Source organism: Nostoc sp. CMAA1605, assembly GCF_021596505.1.
Classification (GTDB): domain Bacteria; phylum Cyanobacteriota; class Cyanobacteriia; order Cyanobacteriales; family Nostocaceae; genus Trichormus.
The window spans coordinates 1-19,572 of the sequence record NZ_PJIZ01000115.1 but is presented as its reverse complement, the minus strand read 5'-3'; the positions used below and the strand labels follow the sequence as shown (position 1 = coordinate 19,572).

At 40.6% G+C, this 19,572-nt stretch carries 19 protein-coding genes; 6 read left to right on the top strand and 13 right to left on the bottom strand.

Annotated features, from left to right (window positions below):
• Positions 1-527 (top strand): hypothetical protein (locus CV014_RS26185; protein ID WP_236144693.1); only part of this gene is annotated, 527 nt, incomplete at its 5' end.
• A 51-nt stretch (positions 528-578) separates the two neighbouring features.
• Here CV014_RS26185 and CV014_RS26180 read toward each other — a convergent pair.
• Both CV014_RS26180 and CV014_RS26175 read right to left on the bottom strand, forming a co-directional pair.
• Positions 579-1,013 carry a hypothetical protein gene (locus tag CV014_RS26180; RefSeq protein ID WP_236144692.1) on the bottom strand — a complete coding sequence of 145 codons (435 nt, stop codon included), beginning with the start codon at positions 1,011-1,013 and terminating at the stop codon, positions 579-581.
• 255 nt (positions 1,014-1,268) lie between these two features.
• Positions 1,269-1,889 carry a hypothetical protein gene (locus CV014_RS26175; RefSeq protein WP_329608453.1) on the bottom strand — a complete coding sequence of 207 codons (621 nt, stop codon included), beginning with the start codon at positions 1,887-1,889 and terminating at the stop codon, positions 1,269-1,271.
• 321 nt (positions 1,890-2,210) lie between these two features.
• Between CV014_RS26175 and CV014_RS26170 the strand changes: the two genes are divergently transcribed.
• Entirely contained in the window at positions 2,211-2,795 is a 585-nt protein-coding gene (locus CV014_RS26170; protein ID WP_236144691.1) for a hypothetical protein, read from the top strand.
• Positions 2,796-2,876: 81 nt separating this feature from the next.
• On the opposite strand, the gene CV014_RS26165 is transcribed toward CV014_RS26170, so the two are convergent.
• On the bottom strand, positions 2,877-3,818 hold the full coding sequence (locus CV014_RS26165) for an N-acetylmuramoyl-L-alanine amidase (protein ID WP_236144690.1): 942 nt from the start codon (positions 3,816-3,818) through the stop codon (positions 2,877-2,879).
• Between the two features lie 778 nt (positions 3,819-4,596).
• On the opposite strand from CV014_RS26165, the gene CV014_RS26160 reads away from it, so the two are divergent.
• Positions 4,597-5,424, top strand: coding sequence for an SDR family oxidoreductase (locus CV014_RS26160; RefSeq protein ID WP_236144689.1), 828 nt, complete (start codon positions 4,597-4,599; stop codon positions 5,422-5,424).
• 9 nt (positions 5,425-5,433) lie between these two features.
• Here the strand turns inward: CV014_RS26160 and CV014_RS26155 are convergent, their stop codons facing one another.
• The 6 genes from CV014_RS26155 to CV014_RS26130 form a co-directional block, all read right to left on the bottom strand.
• Positions 5,434-5,592: a hypothetical protein gene (locus CV014_RS26155; RefSeq protein WP_236144688.1), complete on the bottom strand. Its 159-nt coding sequence runs from the start codon at positions 5,590-5,592 to the stop codon at positions 5,434-5,436.
• A 108-nt stretch (positions 5,593-5,700) separates the two neighbouring features.
• Complete coding sequence (locus CV014_RS26150; RefSeq protein WP_236144687.1) at positions 5,701-6,870, bottom strand: MFS transporter; 1,170 nt, start codon at positions 6,868-6,870, stop codon at positions 5,701-5,703.
• Between the two features lie 259 nt (positions 6,871-7,129).
• Positions 7,130-7,492 carry a type II toxin-antitoxin system PemK/MazF family toxin gene (locus tag CV014_RS26145; protein WP_236144686.1) on the bottom strand — a complete coding sequence of 121 codons (363 nt, stop codon included), beginning with the start codon at positions 7,490-7,492 and terminating at the stop codon, positions 7,130-7,132.
• Positions 7,486-7,716, bottom strand: coding sequence for a DUF2281 domain-containing protein (locus tag CV014_RS26140; protein WP_236144685.1), 231 nt, complete (start codon positions 7,714-7,716; stop codon positions 7,486-7,488). The genes CV014_RS26145 and CV014_RS26140 overlap by 7 nt, the downstream gene beginning before the upstream one ends.
• A 266-nt stretch (positions 7,717-7,982) precedes the next feature.
• A complete protein-coding gene (locus tag CV014_RS26135) occupies positions 7,983-9,089 on the bottom strand; it encodes a GUN4 domain-containing protein (protein ID WP_236144684.1) in 1,107 nt (368 codons plus the stop codon).
• Positions 9,090-9,312: 223 nt separating this feature from the next.
• Positions 9,313-9,489 (bottom strand): hypothetical protein, encoded by a 177-nt coding sequence (locus CV014_RS26130; protein ID WP_192881599.1) that lies wholly within the window; start codon positions 9,487-9,489, stop codon positions 9,313-9,315.
• A gap of 128 nt (positions 9,490-9,617) precedes the next feature.
• On the opposite strand from CV014_RS26130, the gene CV014_RS26125 reads away from it, so the two are divergent.
• Entirely contained in the window at positions 9,618-10,001 is a 384-nt protein-coding gene (locus CV014_RS26125; RefSeq protein ID WP_329608452.1) for a hypothetical protein, read from the top strand.
• 99 nt (positions 10,002-10,100) lie between these two features.
• On the opposite strand, the gene moeB is transcribed toward CV014_RS26125, so the two are convergent.
• From moeB to CV014_RS26110, 3 genes are all read right to left on the bottom strand, one after another.
• Positions 10,101-11,273, bottom strand: coding sequence for a molybdopterin-synthase adenylyltransferase MoeB (moeB, locus tag CV014_RS26120; RefSeq protein ID WP_236144683.1), 1,173 nt, complete (start codon positions 11,271-11,273; stop codon positions 10,101-10,103).
• Positions 11,274-11,426: 153 nt separating this feature from the next.
• Entirely contained in the window at positions 11,427-12,500 is a 1,074-nt protein-coding gene (locus tag CV014_RS26115) for a transposase (RefSeq protein ID WP_236141400.1), read from the bottom strand.
• 311 nt (positions 12,501-12,811) lie between these two features.
• The gene (locus CV014_RS26110; protein ID WP_236144682.1) at positions 12,812-13,273 is read right to left on the bottom strand and encodes a Mov34/MPN/PAD-1 family protein; all 462 of its coding nucleotides are present in this window, start codon (positions 13,271-13,273) and stop codon (positions 12,812-12,814) included.
• A gap of 231 nt (positions 13,274-13,504) precedes the next feature.
• Here CV014_RS26110 and gatC point away from each other — a divergent pair, with 231 nt between their 5' ends.
• Positions 13,505-13,795 carry an Asp-tRNA(Asn)/Glu-tRNA(Gln) amidotransferase subunit GatC gene (gene gatC / locus CV014_RS26105; protein ID WP_236144681.1) on the top strand — a complete coding sequence of 97 codons (291 nt, stop codon included), beginning with the start codon at positions 13,505-13,507 and terminating at the stop codon, positions 13,793-13,795.
• Positions 13,796-14,033: 238 nt separating this feature from the next.
• Here the strand turns inward: gatC and CV014_RS26100 are convergent, their stop codons facing one another.
• On the bottom strand, positions 14,034-16,157 hold the full coding sequence (locus CV014_RS26100) for a tetratricopeptide repeat protein (RefSeq protein WP_236144680.1): 2,124 nt from the start codon (positions 16,155-16,157) through the stop codon (positions 14,034-14,036).
• A gap of 423 nt (positions 16,158-16,580) precedes the next feature.
• Here CV014_RS26100 and CV014_RS26095 point away from each other — a divergent pair, with 423 nt between their 5' ends.
• Positions 16,581-19,139, top strand: a complete 2,559-nt coding sequence (locus CV014_RS26095) for a PAS domain-containing hybrid sensor histidine kinase/response regulator (RefSeq protein ID WP_236144679.1) — start codon at positions 16,581-16,583, stop codon at positions 19,137-19,139.
• Positions 19,140-19,572: the final 433 nt, after the last annotated feature.

Genomic DNA, 19,572 nt, shown 5'->3' with positions numbered 1-19,572 from the left:
GTAGTAGCATCTTTTCCACAACAGATTTCGCTCGTGCTGAAACTCCTACTTCCAATACTGGGGTTCAAATCGCACAGTCAGATAGATATACCAGACAAATTGGTGTTCAACTAGTTCAAGCCGCAAAAGCTGCTGGTCAGGGGGGACTACGTCTCACACATGATCCCTTTGTTGGGGATCTTGGTGGTAATGGAGAAGATGACGTTACTGTGAATTTGAGACAGGGAGTTAGTTATGCGATCGTAGGCGTTTGTGATGAAGATTGTAATGATATTGACTTAAAACTTTATGATGACAATGGTAATCTTATCGCCTCCGATACTGAAACGGATGACAATCCTGTGATTACAGTTAGCCCACGCTGGAACGCCCGATTTAAAATTAGGGTAGTAATGCCTAAATGTTCAAATGCACCTTGTCGTTATGGTATTGGAGTTTTGGCAAGTAGATTACTGTGTGTCTCAGTTTGCAAAGCTAAGGCAAACAATTCTAAATTCCCTTCTATGGGAAAGCAAGCCCTACTCTAGTTGGCAAGTGCTGGTTGCTGAGTATTTAATAATTTATTTTCTAGTAGTCCCCTAGCGTTGATTTCGCAATAGCCAATGCCATCCTGAACCTTGACGAGTTAACCAACGGTCTTCAACGTTATGGTGATAATCATGGACATAAGGATCGTAAACTGGATATTCAGAATAATTGGAGTCATCCTGCACACGAACTCTGACATTATGACAGTTACCTTCTATTTCTATGGTGACAGTATCATCATTTTCTAAAGGAGAGTTTAAGAGACTGTCTCTAATTACACGGCGTTGGCTATCTGAGTGTTGTCTAAATTTGCGAACACAACGCACTCTGACTACAGAATTATCCTGGGGATGATCTAATAAATAGGGTAAGATTTGTGAATTGCGAATTGAGCGAGAAGGCGTTTCAGCATTAGCTAAAGGTGCAATACTCAAAAATAAAGTTGTGGAGAGAAGAATCATTCTCCACCCTAATTTAATATTCATAGTTTCTCCTTAAATAAGCAGAACAGAGTAAATAACTCAAGGTTTGTAGTAAGGACTTTAGTCCTCTAAAAAGGACTAAAGTCCTTACTACGAACTCAATCGTAATACTTTTGCATTAATTAACTTAGATGAGACTTTTCAAGTCACTCTACTTAAAGCAATTGCCAGGGTGATTACCCCGGCGGTTGAACAATTCAAAATTCAGAATCAGAAACTATACATTACATTTCAATTATTTATTTTCAAGTAGTTGGTTTACTTGTTGTCCACGACGACCAACTTAATTTCATAGCGGCGAGTTAAATTATCTTGATAGTTCATATCTCTAGCGGCGGCGGAATTGACGAACGCATCGCAATTTTTGCCTTGAACTACTGTAGAGGAACTGCTGCTACGTTCTTCCGTACTGTTGCTGCGGATGTCTTTTGATTCACTATTATTTTGGCTACCTTGGCTACTACCACTACCGTTAACACCTATACCGAAGATGCTAACACCACCGCCACCACCATCATTATGACTGCGAGCAGAACTAGAACGAGTGCTAGTAGAGTTAGCTAAGGCTATTTTGGTGGTGCTGCTGCTGGTGTTGCTACCTAAACCGACATCGCTACACAAAGCACGAGGGTCTTTTGCTAAGGTGTTGGGGTCAACCCATGACTGATGGTCGCCTAAACCTTGAATTTCACTATTACCTACAGGGTTATTACTAGGTGAGGGTGTGTTAGGTGTAACATTACCAACGGCACTGGGAACATTACCTGGCTTGAAAACACCGGATGGTTGAATATTAAATGGCCCTGCAAAGGCGGGAAGTGTGGTAGTTAACAGTGCAGTGGCGGTGAGTAAAGAACCAGTTAAGTGACGTAATTTCATGACGTTTACCTCAAGTTTCAGTGTTGATGTGTGCTTTGGGTTTCAACCCCTTCACTTAATCAATAGGTTGAGCTTTGTAAGTTTATGCAACTCCCTGTCACTGTTCTTGGGAAAATCTCCAGATATGTGCTAATTAGCACTTAAGCTTGGTGAAAGTAGAGATGAAGCCCCAAGTCAAGAATTCTATAATCCCAAAATGCCATCACTACCCCACTACTGAGAGTTAAGCGTTATTTACATTAATTAATTAGTAGTTTGTTATACAGTCACCATAAATGGGTTTAATAATGGAGCTATTAATTTTTTGTTGTCACTGACGCTATGCAGTATCCACTGGAACTTACGTTTAAGCTTTGGGCTTTTGCACCACAAATATCTGTTGTTGATGCCCACGGGAATTTGGCTTTCTATGTCAAGCAGAAACTCTTTAAACTCAAGGAAGCGATTACGATTTTTGCGGATGCGGAGCAGAAACAGCCTCTGTACTATATCAAAGCCGATCGCATTATTGATTTCTCTGCTCGTTATGATTTCACTGACAGTAATGGTACTTATGTGGGTGGAGTCAAACGCCGTGGTTTAAAATCCATATGGAAAGCCCGTTATGATATTTTTGAGGGCGAGGAGAGTAATTTAAATATCCAAGAACAAAACCCTTGGGTGAAGGTAGCGGATGCACTGTTTGCAGAAATTCCGATTTTAGGTTTATTTACAGGTTACGTGTTCAACCCTGTATATATAGTCAGTCGGGCTGATGGTACACAGGTGATGCGCTTAGAAAAAATCCCCACGTTCCTTTCCCGGAAGTTTATCATTAAGACCATTGATCAGATGAGCGATCGCGAAGAACAGCAAATTCTCTTAAGTTTAGTGATGATGCTGTTATTAGAGAAAAATCGTGGTTAATAGAATCCAGCTAATTGCTAAAAGTCAAAAGTTAGTGTTTGGCTATCTTTTGACTTTTAATTTCATTTTTACCTTAGTTATCTAACCAATTAACTTCTGCCAACTCATTGGCCCAACAATAGCATCAGCCAATAAGCCATACTGTCTTTGAAATTTCTTTACGGCTGCTTCTGTTTGTGGGCCAAAAATGCCATCAATCTCAACACCTATACGGTGTTGTAAATATCTGACTACAGGGCCTCCAGCATGATTAGGTCTCAGGATACGTTTGGCGAGAATTTGATTGATAACATTCCAGGTAGTTTCTCCCACAATTCCTGTTTGTTCTATACCCACAATTCCCTGAAATCTTTCGATCGCGAATTTAGTTTCAGGATTAAGTTGATTATTTTCTACTAGTGCTTTACCGTTTTTATCAGTAACTTTGAGCCTATTTAAAGACTTTTGTAGCCTCATTACACTAGTATCTATATTTTGTTCTTCATCTGGAACAGCATTTACAGCTACTGTAGGTAATTTACCAGTCAAACCTTTAACAATGGCGTTAGCTGTTGCTTCAGAATTAAATAGATTCATATCTTTTTGGGAATCTATGAAGCAACATTCCACCAAAATTGCAGGCATATTAGTATTTCGCAAGACAAATAGGTGAGAACCGTTTTTTACCCCACGATTAAAATATCCTAATTTAACTATTTCATCTAATACAGGTTGAGCAATTCTTCTGCCTGAGTCACTAGTTGCAAATACTTCTACACCATTGGCCTGGCCATTAAAGGCATTGAAATGGATAGAAACAAAAACTTCAACTCTAGCCGCATTAGCTCTATTGCATCTTTGTGAGAGTGAATCTCTAACTGAAGCTGCACTGTCCGGCTTGCATAAAACAACTTCATGACCTAAAGCCTGTAACTTAGAGGCCACTTTGGTACCAACATCTATAGTTAAATTATCTTCAAATCTGATGCCTCTAGCTCCTGTATCTGGTGGGCAATTGTGACCCATATCTATGCCATATTTCATGAGTTCATCCTCACATAATTTTCCAATACACTGATTGCTGTTTATTTTTGATTTTGATTTTATATCCTGTTCGATAAAATCCATCACCTCTACTGGGATGGAGTATTTTCACTGCTGGGGGTGAATATTACAAGATATTGCTGAAAGAGTGCCATTGAACAAGTTCGTATTTTAACAAAAAAAAATTAGTCAATAGTCAATGGTCAATAGTCATTAGAGAACAGGGAACAGGGAACAGGGAACAGGGAACAGTTTTTCTGATCTCCTACTTGTCTCCCAATGCCCAATGCCCCATTCCCCATTCCTCATTTCCTCTGGGTGGTGAATACGCACCACATGACAAACACAGTCAAACTCAGATAAATAGACACAGTTAACCACTCTTGCCAGCTACCAGATAGATTATTCATCAGTAAAAATGCGATAAATCATTAAAATACTTCTCTATTCTCTAATCTACGGGCTTATACTATCGGTAGATTCCTGGATTGATTTTCTCAAAAAACTTTGCCATTTTTCCGGAAATGACTAAAATGCAGTGGTATTACCTATTAGTACAGCTAAGTACAACGATTTATACAGAAACTTTATATTGAACCCCCTGGGGAATATACCCCCTTTACAATCGTCAAAAGCCTGGTGTTTAACGCCGGGCTTTTGATTTTGATACCCAGTGGGCTATACACATCAGCATTTGAGTCTAAATATGTTCCTATGGTGGCAAACCGCATCATCTCATTTTTGAGTAGATTAACAATAGGCAATCTTTGGGGCAATTATGACTTTTGTAACAGAGCAGGATTTGGTATTGGTTGTTGGTGCAACTGGTGGAGTTGGACAGTTGGTAGTAGGAAAACTGCTACATAAAGGTGTGAGAGTACGCATCCTGACGAGAAATACCCAAAAAGCTACAAATATGTTCGATGACAAGGTGGAAATTGTGATTGGAGATATCCGCAACCCCAGCACACTTACCACCGCAGTAGAGAATGTCACTCATATCATTTGTTGTACTGGAACTACTGCTTTTCCTTCTGATAGATGGGAGTTTAACCCCCAACCTAACTTAATTGACTGGGTGAAAATTCTGCTGGATGCTGACTACAGAGAAACTGCGGCGAAAAATACACCGGCAAAAGTCGATGCTGAAGGTGTGAGTAATTTAGTTAATGTTGCATCAAGCCATCTAAAAAGGTTCGTTTTTGTCTCATCTGTGGGGATTCTTCGCAAAAATCAAGTACCTTTTAGCATTCTCAATGGCTTTGGCGTACTAGATGCTAAACAAAAGGGTGAGCAAGCAATTATCAATTCAGGATTACCTTATACAATTATTCGTCCTGGACGTTTGATTGATGGCCCTTATACTTCCTATGATCTCAATACTTTGCTGAAGGCTACTACAGGCGGTAAGTTAGATGTGGTCATCGATAAGGGTGATACTCTAGTTGGTGATGCTAGTAGAATCGACGTAGCGGCTGCTTGTGTGGAATCTATTTTTTATCCTTCTGCTACCAATCAAGTTTTTGAACTAGTGAATAAGGGAACAAGACCACCTGTAATTGATTGGGAAAAGCTATTTTTGCAATTATCAAATAGTCAATCTTAAATTTCCCTTTTACCGGAATAGTAATGAGTGCTGAGTAATGAGTAATGAGTAATGAGTAATGAGTAATGAGTAATGAGTAATGAGTGCTGAGTGCTGAGTAATGAGTAATGAGTAATGAGTAATGAGTTTTGATGGAGAAATAAATTCTACCTTGTCTACCTTGTCCACCTTGTCTACTAACTATTTATTCCCAGTCCCCAATCCCCAGTCCCCAGTCCCCAGTCCCCAATCCCCAATCCCCAGTCCCCAGTCCCCAGTCCCCTTTCTTCCCTCCTTTTACCTTTCTCCACTAGCCATTACACATCCACCTGCTAGCAGAAAAGCTAAGGTCGTCCCTACTGCACCTATAAGGGGTGTAATGCTTTGGGGTTGGGGAAGAAATACGCCGAATAAACTCATGGCTAATGAAAATCCCCCGAAGTACATTCCTATTCCTAAACCTGACCAACGTTGAGGCATTAATCCTAAAGCAAAGGGAATTGTGCCGTTAATAATTAAACTAAAGCCTGCGATAATTAGTAATACAAAAACAACTGGTAAACCTGCAAAAACTATTAACATTAGGGAAATAATAGTTAAACCAATACCAATTAAAATGGCGCGACTATTACCAATTTTAGTAGCAACCCAACCAGCAGGAGGAGAGGCAAAAGCGATCGCAATTCCTACCGCCACCATTAACCAAGCATTTTGACCAAATTGTGCTTGTAAATTCTTACTCACAACATCCATAAGTAAGCGAGAACCCCAACCAATCCCAAAGCCAGCACCCAAAATTAAACTGAGTTCTGACCAAGGTATGGGGTTGATTGCTGCGTGATGTTCATCAACCGGTTTATCGGGAGGGGTAACTATACGTAGTGCAGCTGTTACCGCTAATAATACAAAGGAAGCGATCGCAAATGTCCAAATCGCCCCTAAACCCAAAATAAACTGATTCACCACACCCCGAAACGCCCCAATTATCCCCCCTGTTAATGTGACAACACTAAACGCTAAAGGTAACTCGGCGGGGAGAGAATATTTAATTAATAACGCTATAGCCGGTGAGCGAAAGATAGTCATGGCGATCGCCCATGCTATTAATGTAAAAGGGAGGAGCGATCGCCAAACCTCAGTCGGCGGTACAAAAGTTACAATACTAGGAATTGCTATAAATAATGTGGCGGACATAATCACACCCGCCGAAATCAACAAAAATCTACTACCTATCCTTTCCTTGGCTTTATCTGAAAGTCCACCCATGAGAGGTTCTAAAATTACAGCCAAGGCGTTTTCGATAATTAAAACAACCAATGCTAAGGATGCGGGAAAACCAAATTGGGTTAAAAGTTGCGGTACGTAAGCATTATAAATTACCCAACATAGGGTAATTGCTCCTTGCAATGCTGCTAATGTCCACACTTGCACCCATAAAATATTAAATTGTGGCTTGGCAATATTCATTTAAAGTGTGATTAATATTTTTCGTATTGCTAAAGATTTTGATAATTCATTTATAAATCAAATAGCTGTTACAAGAAAATACTATGTAATGAAACATTACCTGTGACCAATTTAAGTAGACATTTGTAGGGGCGGGTTCACTAGGATCAGCGTTAATCGTTCATAATATTGGATTAACCCGCCCCTACCGAGTCTCGTTAGCTCCAAGCATAGGCTATTTTTTGAATAGAAGGTTTTCTTAATTCAAATCAGGCGTAATTTATGTATTTTTATGACTCTGTAAACCAAGAATTGCAAATAGGGCTAATGCTAGTTGCTCTAGATAATTTTCATCTAAATGACCGATAAATCTAATAATCCTTGATTTATCAATTACGCGTATTTGTTCACAAAGAATAACAGAATCTTGATTTAATCCACCTACACCAGCAGAAATAAATACATGAGAAGGCAAAATTGCGCGTTTAATTTTTGAGGTAAACGGTGCAATAATTGTATGAGGGCTGACAGCATTGGCTTGGTCAATTTGTACAATCACAACAGGCCTAATACCTGCTTGTTCTGTTCCCACAACTGGATTTAAATCACACAGCACTATATCCCCTCGTTTAATGTCTACCACTTAATTTCCCCACGAGCTAGACGGTTTTCATAGTCTTCTAAGTTGGAGAGATAATCAGAGAAATCTGATTCCATTAATTCTAAGGATTCATGAGAATTTAGCCAAGTTGAAGAGTCTTTATTGCTAGACTTCCAAACTAAGAAATCTATAAAATTATTCACCTCTTGAACTAGAGACTCTGGAAGTAGGCGAATTTTAGCAATGGTCTCTTCGTGTGTTTTCATGGAGTTTGCCTTTTAGTCCTGAGTTTACTTCTAGCTTACTCTTTTCTACAAGATTGATTAAGAGAAGAAGTCACCAGTACAGATGAGTTTACTTGGGATAAACAAAGGGTGACTGAAGATACTGAGGTGTATGAAGTAGCAGAAAAATTTATTCAAGCGAACTGTTATAACCCCGCAGTGCCAGGTATCGGAAACTTGAAATGCTGATTCTACCGTATTTTTATGGCTTGTAATGAATCTTTAGAAATCTCGAAAAGGCCTAGATATTAAACTTTACAAGCCTCTATGCGAGAGAAGAGTACGCGCAAGCTCCCACCATCCCGCCTCCCGTATCTCCGTAAAGGGAGATGTCCTTTAGGAGAAGATGTGTCAAAAGTTATATTAGAGTAAAGAATCCAGTCTCCGTTCACTCTCCATCCTACGCGATCGCCAAATTTTTCCCAGGCTTCTTTGTAATACTGACCGTCTGGTTTACCACCAACGCTTAAGTAGATTTCTTTTTGAACACTGAAGCCAAAATGTCCATTGCTATATTTTACCCACAGGCGGTCAATGGTACGGAGGTCAGTACAGGGAAAGTTTAATAATTCTTCACTTCTAATCCAATCTTCATCCTTACGCCCTACTACCTGAAGCATTACCAGATAGGTTTCATAGTCTGCTTCCTTCCATTTTTTTGCTGCTAGTAAGTCGCGCAATTTCGTATAATCTACACCTTTTTCTGAAGCTAACTCATTTTGACGTAGTTTCTCGGTTTCTTCTTGTTCGTGTTTTAGTCTTTCGGCTTCCTGTCGTCGTATTTCAGCCTGTTGTTCTCGCTTTAGCTTTTCTGCTTCTTCCTGTTCTCTTTGTCTTCCTAAAGCCTCAGCTTCCTGTCGTCGTCTCTCAGCTTCTTGTTGTTTGCGTTGACGTTTCTGCTTAAGTTCCTCCACCGCAGCACGGATACCTTTTGCTATATCTGTAAAAGCCTCATCTTGAGTATGCCAATACCTTGACACCACAGGTTCAGCATTCCTGGGTAAAGCTTGTAGTCTAGCAAATGGCGCGCCAGCCCAATCAACACTCCGCAAAATCACCGGAATGACGCAAGCTTCACCTTTGTCATGGCGTTCTATTGCCCTTTTAACTTCCACATCCCAACAGTAATCAGAATCAAGAAAATCTGCACTGACAAGCAACAAAATTATGTCAGATGTGTTTAAATTATCGTTAATCTGGTGATCCCATTCTTGCCCAGGTAGTATCTTGCGATCATGCCAACTAGATATTACACGCTGTCTTTTTAATGTAGCCAAGTGTTTAGCTAATTTATCCCTTAGAGTTTCATCTTCGTGAGAGTAAGAAAAGAAAAGCTTGAAAGATACCTCTGACATTTTCGCGCTCAGGAGTAGGATAAATTAGGCTTAGGTTAAATTATAGTGTTTTTGCCTAATTTCCCTGCGAGGATGTTTGGAAACTAAAGACCCCTCTCCAAACCTCTCCCCTGCAAGGAGAGAGGCTTTAATTCTTGCTCCCCTTCCCTGGTAGGGAAGGGGTTGGGGGTTAGGTCTGAGCAATAATGCAATCAGTCCGAAAAAATTTTATTTAGTATAACTTTTAACTAGATTCTTCATCTAAAGCCTTCTGTATTGCCCTCCTGCAAAATTCCGAAGGATCATCTTTTGCCTTCACTGCGTCTTTCATCTCTTTAGTGACGCGAAAACTTAGGTTGTCTGTTAACTCTCTACTCTCCTGATTTCCAAAATTCTCTGGTTTACCTTTAGGGTTTGACATTATTAATAAATATAAAAATAGCTTTTAATCGATGCGCGCATCAGTTTACATTATTTAATCGGTGGTGGTAACAAGCTGGAAACTGGTACACCACCGATACCACTTTTACAAATGGCAATACTTATTTTATGCTGTTTAGTCGCACTGAACTAGAACTGTTAACCATTCCCCAACTAAAAATGCTTTGTAACCGCTATGGATTAAAACCAACAGGGAATCCAGGTTATAAGACTGCATACATAACAACCTTAATGGCTTTCCCTGCACTAGCATTAAAGCAACTAGAAGATGGCAGAGGCTTAAAATTCCCTACGTTTGTTAGTTATCAAGCAGTAGGTAGTGCATTAGAAGAAATGGGAACACCCACTACAGAACAGTCCGCACTCATCAGAATTTCCCTAGAAGGTAAATCAATTAATCATCCTGAAAAATACGGTCAGCAAAAATTAATCGCCTTATATAATGCTAAAAATCATCTAGAACGGGCAATCAGTTTGTTAGAGATTCAGTAGGGAATGGGAATTGGGGATTGGGGACTGGGGACTGGGAATAGAGAATAACACCTTCACCCCTACACCCTTACACCCCTATACCCCTACACCCCCATCATCTTAGTATTCAGGAACAGAAGGATCTACTTCCCGACTCCAAGCGGTGATACCACCTTTAACATTTGTACCGACGATTCCCGCATCCTTGAGGATCGCTAGGGCTTTAGCCGATCGCCCGCCCATTTTACAATGAGCAATTAAGCGATGACCGTTGAGTATTTCTTTGACTTTGGCGACACCATTACCGTTTTCAATTTCCGGTAAAGGTACTAATACTGAACCAGGAATTTTGGCAATGTCGTACTCGTTGGGGTTACGCACATCTAGTAGCACAAAATCCTTTGCACCACTATCAAGTAATTCCTTCAACTGAGTTACAGTCATTTCTTGAATATCTTGCTGCTGTTGCGCCTCGGCTGCTTTGGCTTGGGGAATACCGCAAAATTGTTCGTAGTCTATCAGCTTTTCAATGACTGGGCGCACTGGGTTGGGACGCAGTTTTAACTCTCGGAATTTCATATCTAGGGCATTGTACAGCAACAATCTGCCGCTTAATGTATTGCCATTCCCCAGAATAATTTTGACCGTTTCTGTAGCTTGAATGACACCAATAATCCCTGGCAGAATCCCTAATACGCCACCTTCTGCACAGGAAGGAACCATTCCTGGTGGTGGTGGTTCTGGGTACAAGTCGCGGTAGTTTGGCCCGCCTTCGTAGTTAAATACTGTTGCTTGTCCTTCAAAGCGGAAGATTGAACCGTAAACATTGGGTTTGTTTAACAATACGCAAGCATCGTTAACTAGATATCTGGTGGGGAAATTATCCGTACCATCCACCACGATATCGTAATCTTTCACGATATCTAGAGCATTTTCTGAACTTAAGCGGGTTTCGTAGAGATCCACCTGACAATAGGGGTTAATCTCATGAATGCGGTTTTTTGCGGATTCAATTTTGGGTTTACCTACCCAGGATGTCCCATGAATAACTTGACGCTGGAGGTTGGAAGTATCTACAACATCGAAGTCAACAATACCGATGCGACCGATACCTGCGGCTGCTAAATATAACAGTAGTGGTGAACCTAGCCCACCTGTACCGATACATAACACACTGGCAGCTTTCAGGCGTTTTTGCCCATCTACTCCCACCTCTGGCAAAATTAGGTGACGAGAGTAGCGTTCGTAATCATCTTTGGTCAACTGGATCTCATCCAGATTGGGATTAAGCATAGCAGTTTGAATGAGGACGCGCGGAATATTGATTGTATCGAAAAATGATGTCTGTGTTTTAGTTTAAGTATTGAGATTATGTTATCAGGAATATGGGGCATGGGGCATTGGGAATGGGGAATGGGGAATCTTTTAAGGGTAGGGGTTTAAAAATCAGGCAGTAGAGAGAGTGATTTTCAAGACATGAAGTTGTGGAGTCAAGTTAGGCCAAGGTTGAGGGAAAAAGCTACCGATGGGTAAAGGTTCTCGATTAAGAACAGCAGCTTTAATGACTAAAAATCCACGCCGAAAACAACTCAAGCAACGATGGAAAACACTATGTTTGAAATTGCGTCGAGCAACATGAGTGGGTGGTAGCTCATCTAAACTACTAATGGGTAGATTGGCATCAACTTCTCCACCGACGCTAACTTGCCACAGAGTAGCAACAGCCATCGCCAACCAATGCCTCTCGGCGCGTTTGGGGTGAGTAATTTTGGTGCGATGCCAACCAAAACCGCCGCGTTTGCCATCTTTAAACAGACACTCAATCCAACAGCGCATGGTATACCAGCAAGCATCCGCAATTTCCGGTGGTAAATCGGTGAGAATTAACCAAGGGTCAGCATAACCCTCATCATGGCGAGCTACCAAAGTACATTTGACAGAGTTAGTTTTGAAACAAGTAACTAAACCAGAGAACGACTGACCAACTTCCGAGACCAAAGTATTTAAAGGTTGCCAAGATTCAGTTCCTTGAGGTTTGAACTGTCCAATTTGGTTAATTCGCATAAATGGATGCCAACCCAGGGATTGAATTTGTTGATATAGCCAGTCGGCATACAGTCCACGGTCTGTTGTCACTATGACAAACCAATCTGCTGGTACAGTCTCACTGATGTCGCTTAATAATTTTTGCCAGTGCGGTTTCCAACTTCCTGGTTTAGTTGCCTCCACTATTTTCCAGGCTATGGGAATTCCACAACCCCTATAAACAACACTAATCGCTAAGACTGTAAATCTATCACTCAATGTTGTGGCATCAGCTGCTAATGCCAACCGTTTTTCCTCTTGTGGCCACAGACTCAGAATCCATAACAACAAAGGTCTAAAACACAATGTCACATCTAGTGTTGCCCGTCCTGTTGTTGCTTTTGTTTTATCTTCCCCATCTCTTAACCATTCTCTGAGTTGCTGACGTACTGTATTTTCCTTTTTTCCCAATAACTCTGCTAAGAACACTGACACTGTTGTCAGTCCACATGATTGGGTCATCACTATCCCAAAACTCCACATTGCTAGTATCAATGCTTGCGACTTGGACAGATGGGGCATCTTTTCTATCACTGTTCTAGTCCATTGCCTTAATTCCTCATTTTTTCCTAACAGCATTCTCCCTGACACCCTCAATTCTTCGCTTTATCTGACTTGCGGATTTTTGCGGTTTGATAACAGTTGTATATTTTACCTGCTTTTCTGCCCCTTTCTTAAACCCCTACCCTTGAAAGGAATGGGGAATGGGGCATGGGAAAGGTCTTTTTTGTTCCCATTGCTAGCCTCTAGTGCTGAATTATCTCGGTTTGAAATTGATGATTTTCGTCAAGAGTCCAACTGTTGATTTCACTAGCTACACCGTTTTGAACGGAAACTATGATGTATGAGTATCCTGGCCAAGCATACAAGCGATCGCATTCTGAGGGAACGGCGGGATAATTGGGATGGGAATGATAGATACTAATGATATTTAAGGCGCGATCCCGTGCTGATTTTTGTACTTGTAACATGATTTCGGGTGCGATCGCATATCTTCGTTCGGTGCTGTGGGTGTTACTATTCTCAGCAAAGTTTTCTGCTTCACTATTCCAAGCGTTAGCTGTGGGTATCACCTCGACTACAGTTTTCACACTCCCAGTCATATACCCTAAAATTAACCCACAACACTCCTCTGGGTAAGTGCTTTCAGCGTGACGTTGAATAATTTGTAAGTGTTCTGGGAGCAGTTTAATCACTGGTGGAAGCATGATATTGATTTTGCCGAGAAATAATTAAGCTAATCGTCATTTAAATTGCATCATTTTCATGTTGGCAAAAGCTGTAAACTCTCTCCCTTGCACCCTGCCCCCTGCCCCTCTGCGGCCTCAATGTGTAAATTAAATGCCTAACAGCTTATGCCATCGGTTGGCGTTACCCTGGTTTTCGCTTTAATATGACTACTACATATCGACCATTCACTCTCAACGCTGAAATTAATCATGATTGATCAGGAACAAGTTCGTAAAGTTGCTTTGCTGGCGCGTTTAGAATTAACTCCCGAAGAAGAACAACAATTTACTACTCAGTTAGGTAGTATTTTGGAATATGTAGAGCAGTTGAGTGAGTTGGATGTCACCGATGTTCAGCCTACAACAAGGGCTATTGATGTCAGCAACGTGACAAGAGAAGATGAATTACAGCCCTATCCTGAAAGAGAAGCTATTCTCAACAATGCACCAGAGCAAGAAGGCGATTTCTTTAAAGTACCAAAAATTTTGAATGTGGAATAGTCAATGGTCAATAGTCAATAGTCAATAGTCATTAGTCAATAGTCATTAGTCATTAGTCATTAGTCATCACTCAGCACTCAGCACTCAGCACTCAGCACTCAGCACTCAGCACCGGCTAAACGCCGCGCTACCGCTAACAGCACTCATTACTCATTACTCATTACTCATTACTCATTACTCATTACTTCGTCTACCTTGTCTCCCATGCCCTATGCCCCATGCCCAATTCCCCCCACCTTCAACTCTCCGGTGTAGGCATCGTAAACTGCGGAGTGGGCATAGTGGGTAATACTATAGGCTGGGGTGTGACAGCATCTAGTTGTAATTGTGCTTCATTGCGCGCTCTGATTGCAGGCTGGTCATTTGGCTTGTATTTTATTGCTTGATCATAGGATGCGATCGCTTCTTTGTAGCGTTGTAAACTATACAAGGCGTTACCGCGACTATACCAGCTTTCGTAATGATTGGGTTTGTGGCGTACTGCTTGGCTATAGGATGCGATCGCGTCTTCGTATTTTTGTAAATTATATTGAGAGTTGCCTAAACTATACCAAACTTGATAATTCTTGGGTTTAAGTTTAGCGGCTCGCTTATAAGCTTCGATGGCTTCGGGGTAATTTTGGTTTTGATGTAATGACCAGCCTTTACTATACCAAGCTTGATAATTATTAGAGTTGGTTTTCAAGATTTGGTTAAATGTTTCAATTGCTTCTGGATAACGTTGTAAGGTAATTAAACTATTACCCTTTGATAGCCAAGCTGCTTCATAATTGGGGTTGTACTGTACTGCTTTATCATAGGCTTTAATGGCATCTTCATAACGTCTCAAGTTCACTTGAGAATTGCCTAAATTGTACCAAGCACTGACATAATTAGGTTTGATTTCTACGGCTTTATTATAAGCTGCGATCGCTTCATCGTATTGTTTTAAATTTTGGAAGGCTAAACCCTTATTATACCAAGTCACATAATCGTCTGCTTTTAATTCTAAAGCTTTATTATAAGCATTAATGGCATTATCATACTGTTTTAATATACTGAATGTTTCGCCTTTAGCACTCCAGATTTCAGGAGAATTTTGATTAAGTTTTAAAGCCTTATCAAAAGAGGCGATCGCTTCTTGGTATCGCTGTAATTTTTGTAGGGCGAAACCTCTACCATTCCAAGCCTCTAGATAATCTGGTAAAATTTGAATAGCTCTATCATAGGCTGTCAATGCCTCTTGATATTTCTCTAATTTCGCCAGAGTTCTAGCTTGTCCATACCAAGCTTGTGGATAATCTGGTTTCATCGTTGTGGCTTGGCGATAGGCACTGAGCGCATCTTGATAGCGTTGCAGTTCAAATAATGTATTACCTTGTTTAGAAAGTTCTATGGCATTATTAATATTGACATTATTAATTACATAGGTTGCAGCTACACCAGTTAAACCCGTTAATAAAATTGCAAATAAAATCTTCAAGAATATACTTTTTCGATGAGAAAAAAAAGATGTTTTCTGGGGTGGTAAAGTCGGGGTTACAGGTAAAGTATTAGATACCGATTTGGTTAATTCCGTAAGTGCATTTAAAGCGGACGTAGCTGTAGAATAACGTTGACGAAAATCATAACAAACCATTTTGTCAATCAAGTTTGCAAATTCTGGGGAAACTGTAGCTTGATTACGCCAGATAATTTCATTAGTTTCGGGATCTTGCTCAATTTGCAAAGCTGACAAACCTGTGAGTGCTTGAATAGCCAGTATCCCTACTGCATAGATATCACTGCTAAATTTGGGATTACCTTGTGCTTGTTCACCAGGAATATATCCAGGTGTCCCAATAACTACGGTAGATTTCGGTTCACCTGCGGTATTGATGATTTGGGTTGTAATTTGTTTCACCGCACCAAAATCAATCAAAACTAACTTACCATCCTCACGCCGTAAAATATTGCGGGGGTTAATATCACGGTGAATGACGTTCTGCTCATGCACAAATTCCAAGATAGTCAGAAGTTCTGCTAACAGTGCTGTGACTTCAGCTTGAGAATAGGTAAGTCCTGTGGTGATTTCTTGAGAGAGATTGTACCCTGGAATCAGTTCCTGTACTAGATAAAACTCCGCATTATCCTCAAAGTAAGCCAAAAGTTGGGGAATGCGATCGTGCTTACCTAATTTATAGAGTACCTGCGCTTCTGTATCAAATAATCGCCTTGCAATTCCTAAAGTATGAGGATCTTTCGACTGGGGTTGGAGTTTTTTCACAACACACTTAGGTGAACCAGGTAAATGGGTATCACAAGCCACAAAAGTTTCACCAAATCCCCCTCCTCCCAAGTGGCTAATAATTTGGTATCTTCCCACAAGTGTGTTTCCTAGCATCCAGTGTACCTAGTCAAGTGCATTGCAATCTGATTCCAATCTTGCCATAGGTTTGAGATATTGGGCATGGGAGGAAAGCAGAGACAGCAGGAGAGAAACTGAATAACTCAATAGAATGACTGAAAACCACCAAATCATGTTAATTAATGTAAAAATACTAGGATTCAGTTCGTAGTAAGGACTTTAGTCCTTTTCTGTTCGCGCAGCGTCTCTAAGAGAGAACTAAAGTTCTGACTACAAACTTTTAATTACCTTGTTCTACTTATCTAACTTTAGATACTTGCTCAGTAGAATCCTAATACCTGAGTAATGATTTTTTATATACCGGATGAGAGATTGATTTTTAATAGTAGAAAAATCATACTCAATCAGATTTATGCGATGTCTCAAAACTGATATCGCATTATGATTTGGATGTTTCCCATGTCAATACACCATGTTGACCAAATTGGCTATCATTTATCTCAAGAATTGATATCTGTACGAGACAAAATTACTAGATTAAAAAAATTAGAAAAACAATATCAACACAGACAAATATTACTAGAAGCACAAATAAAAGCTACCGGAGTTCAGCCACCTCTACAATTAATCGATGGTGGAGTTTCTAGTCAGGAATTACAACCAGAAAGTGAGAATTGCAGGGAAAGTGAGGAACGGCTAAGGCTGTCTTTAGAAGCTGCGAATTTGGGCTTTTGGGATTGGCATATCCCGACTCAAAAAGTCATTTGGTCTGAAAATCACGAACTTTTGTTTGGTTTAATTCCTGGCAGTTTTGCTGGGACTTATGATGCTTTTTTAGATTGTCTTTATAGTGAGGATAGACAAAGAGTTATACAGAAAATTGCTCAAACTCAAGCAGAAAAAACCCCTTATAGTGATGAATTTCGTATAGTTTGGCCTGATCAAACGGTACATTGGATTGCATCTAAAGGAAAATTTTTCTTTGATCACCAGGGACAAGCGATCAGGATGATGGGAACTTGTATGGATATTACTGAAGGTAAACAAGTAGCAGCAAATACACAGAATTTAGTGAACAAAATTCAAGAACAAGCCAATATTTTAAATGCTATTCTCACTACTTCAGTAGACCACATTTTTATTTTTAATCGTACAGGTGAATATCAGTACGTCAGTCATGGTGGTGCGGCGGTATTGGGTTTGCGTCCAGAGGAGATGGTAGGAAAGACTGTGAGGGAATTAGATTTACCACCGGAATTTATAGAAAAAGTAGAGAGTCAATCTCAAACGGTAATTACAACGGGTATACCAATTAAAGATGAGTGTACGTATGTCACAGCAAACGGAACTCAATACTATGAGTATATTCTCACTCCACTACGTAAAGCTGACCAAAGTATTGAGGGTGTAATCACGGTTTCGCGTAACATTACAGCACACAAGCAAATTGAACAATCCTTACGCCACAGTGAGGCTAGATTCCGGCGGTTGTTTGAATCTAATTTAATTGGGGTGGCTTTTTGGACTGTTGATGGCTTGATTACCGAGGCCAATGATGCTTATTTAAAATTGGCTGGCTATACCCGTGAAGAGTTCGCCGTTTTGGGTAGCATTGATTGGCGAGAACTTACCCCACTTGAGTATAATCATTTAGACGATCGCGCGATCGCCCAAGTCAAAATTCATGGTGTTTCCCAAATTTACGAAAAGGAATACATTCACCGCAATGGTAAACGGGTAGCAGTGGTATTGGGGATAGCCTTACTCAATGACTCCCAAGACAGGGGAGTGGCGTTTGTGCTGGATATTAGTCAACGCAAACAAGCGGAACAAGAACGCGATCGCCTACTACATCAAGAAAGATTAGCACGCCAAGAAGCAGAGGTTGCTAACCGGATTAAAGATGAATTTTTAGCGGTTCTTTCCCACGAACTCAGAACACCACTCAATCCGATTTTAGGTTGGTCAAAATTACTCCGTTCCCGTCAATTTAGTCAGTCTACTATTGACCAAGCCCTAGAAACCATTGAACGCAATGCTAAACTGCAAACGCAACTAATTGAAGATTTATTAGATGTCTCCCGCATTCTGCAAGGTAAATTGACATTAAATTTGTGTCCAGTCAGTGTAGTTATGGTGGTGGAAGCGGCGGTGGAAACAGTGCGACTAGCAGCAGAGGCTAAGTCTATTCTCATTGAGAAAGTTCTTGACCACAATTTAGGTCAAGTCATGGGTGATCCCAATCGATTGCAACAGGTAATCTGGAATTTACTATCTAATGCAGTGAAGTTTACACCCCCTGGTGGTAAGGTAAACATTCACCTCACAGAAGTGAATCACCAAGTGCAAATTCAAGTCAGTGATACAGGTAAGGGTATTGCACCAGCTTTTCTTCCTCACGTGTTTGATTACTTTCGCCAAGCTGACAGTACAACTACCAGAAAATTTGGTGGTTTGGGTTTAGGACTAGCGATCGCCCGTCAAGTTGTAGAATTACACAGAGGTAGTGTGCAAGCATTTAGTCCAGGGGAAGGTATGGGTGCTACCTTTAGAGTCAACTTACCACTGATACACAAACATGAACCCATGAGTTATGAAGAAGAACAACCGTTATCAACTCACCCTCAATCTTCCACTCTGACAGGTAAAAAGGTGTTGGTAATAGATGACGAACCAGATATTAGAGATTTGGTCAGTTTTATTTTGGAAGACTATGGCATTGAAGTAACTGCCGTCAAGTCAGCACAAGAGGCTTTAGAAACACTATCTGAGTCATTACCAGATATTTTAATCAGTGATATCGGGATGCCGGAAGTAGACGGTTATATGTTGATGCGACAATTAAGACAACAGCCACCAGAACTGGGCGGAACTATTCCCGCGATCGCCCTGACAGCTTATGCTGGAGAAATTAATCAACAGCAAGCAATTACGGCAGGATTTCAAATGCACATATCCAAGCCTGTAGATCCTGATGCTTTAATTGAAGCGATCGCTAGTTTAGTCAATAGTCAATAGTCAATAGTCAACAGTCAACAGTCATTACTCATTACTCATTACTCAACACCCATTACTCATTACTCATTACTCAGCACTCAGCACTCAGCACCGGCTAAACGCCGCACTACCGCTAACAGCACTCATTACTCAACAGTTGCTATCCTCTATTCTGTGTTTGTTTTCGTCATATGAATTTTCCGCAGTTTCCATACAAAAGCCTCCCATCTTTAGGAGGCTAAAACTTTAAGCGGAGACAATTTTGTTACATAATCTGATACCAATTCACAATTCACAATTCGCAATTCGCAATTCGCAATTCGCAATACCCGCTATCGTGGGAAGCAAGCTAGGCTGTTGACTCTGTGGCTTTTTTGGGGTGTGGTTCATGCACTTTTTTGTCGTTTTCCACAATGCCTAAAACCTTGTAACGGCTTGGCTTTTAACGAAACAC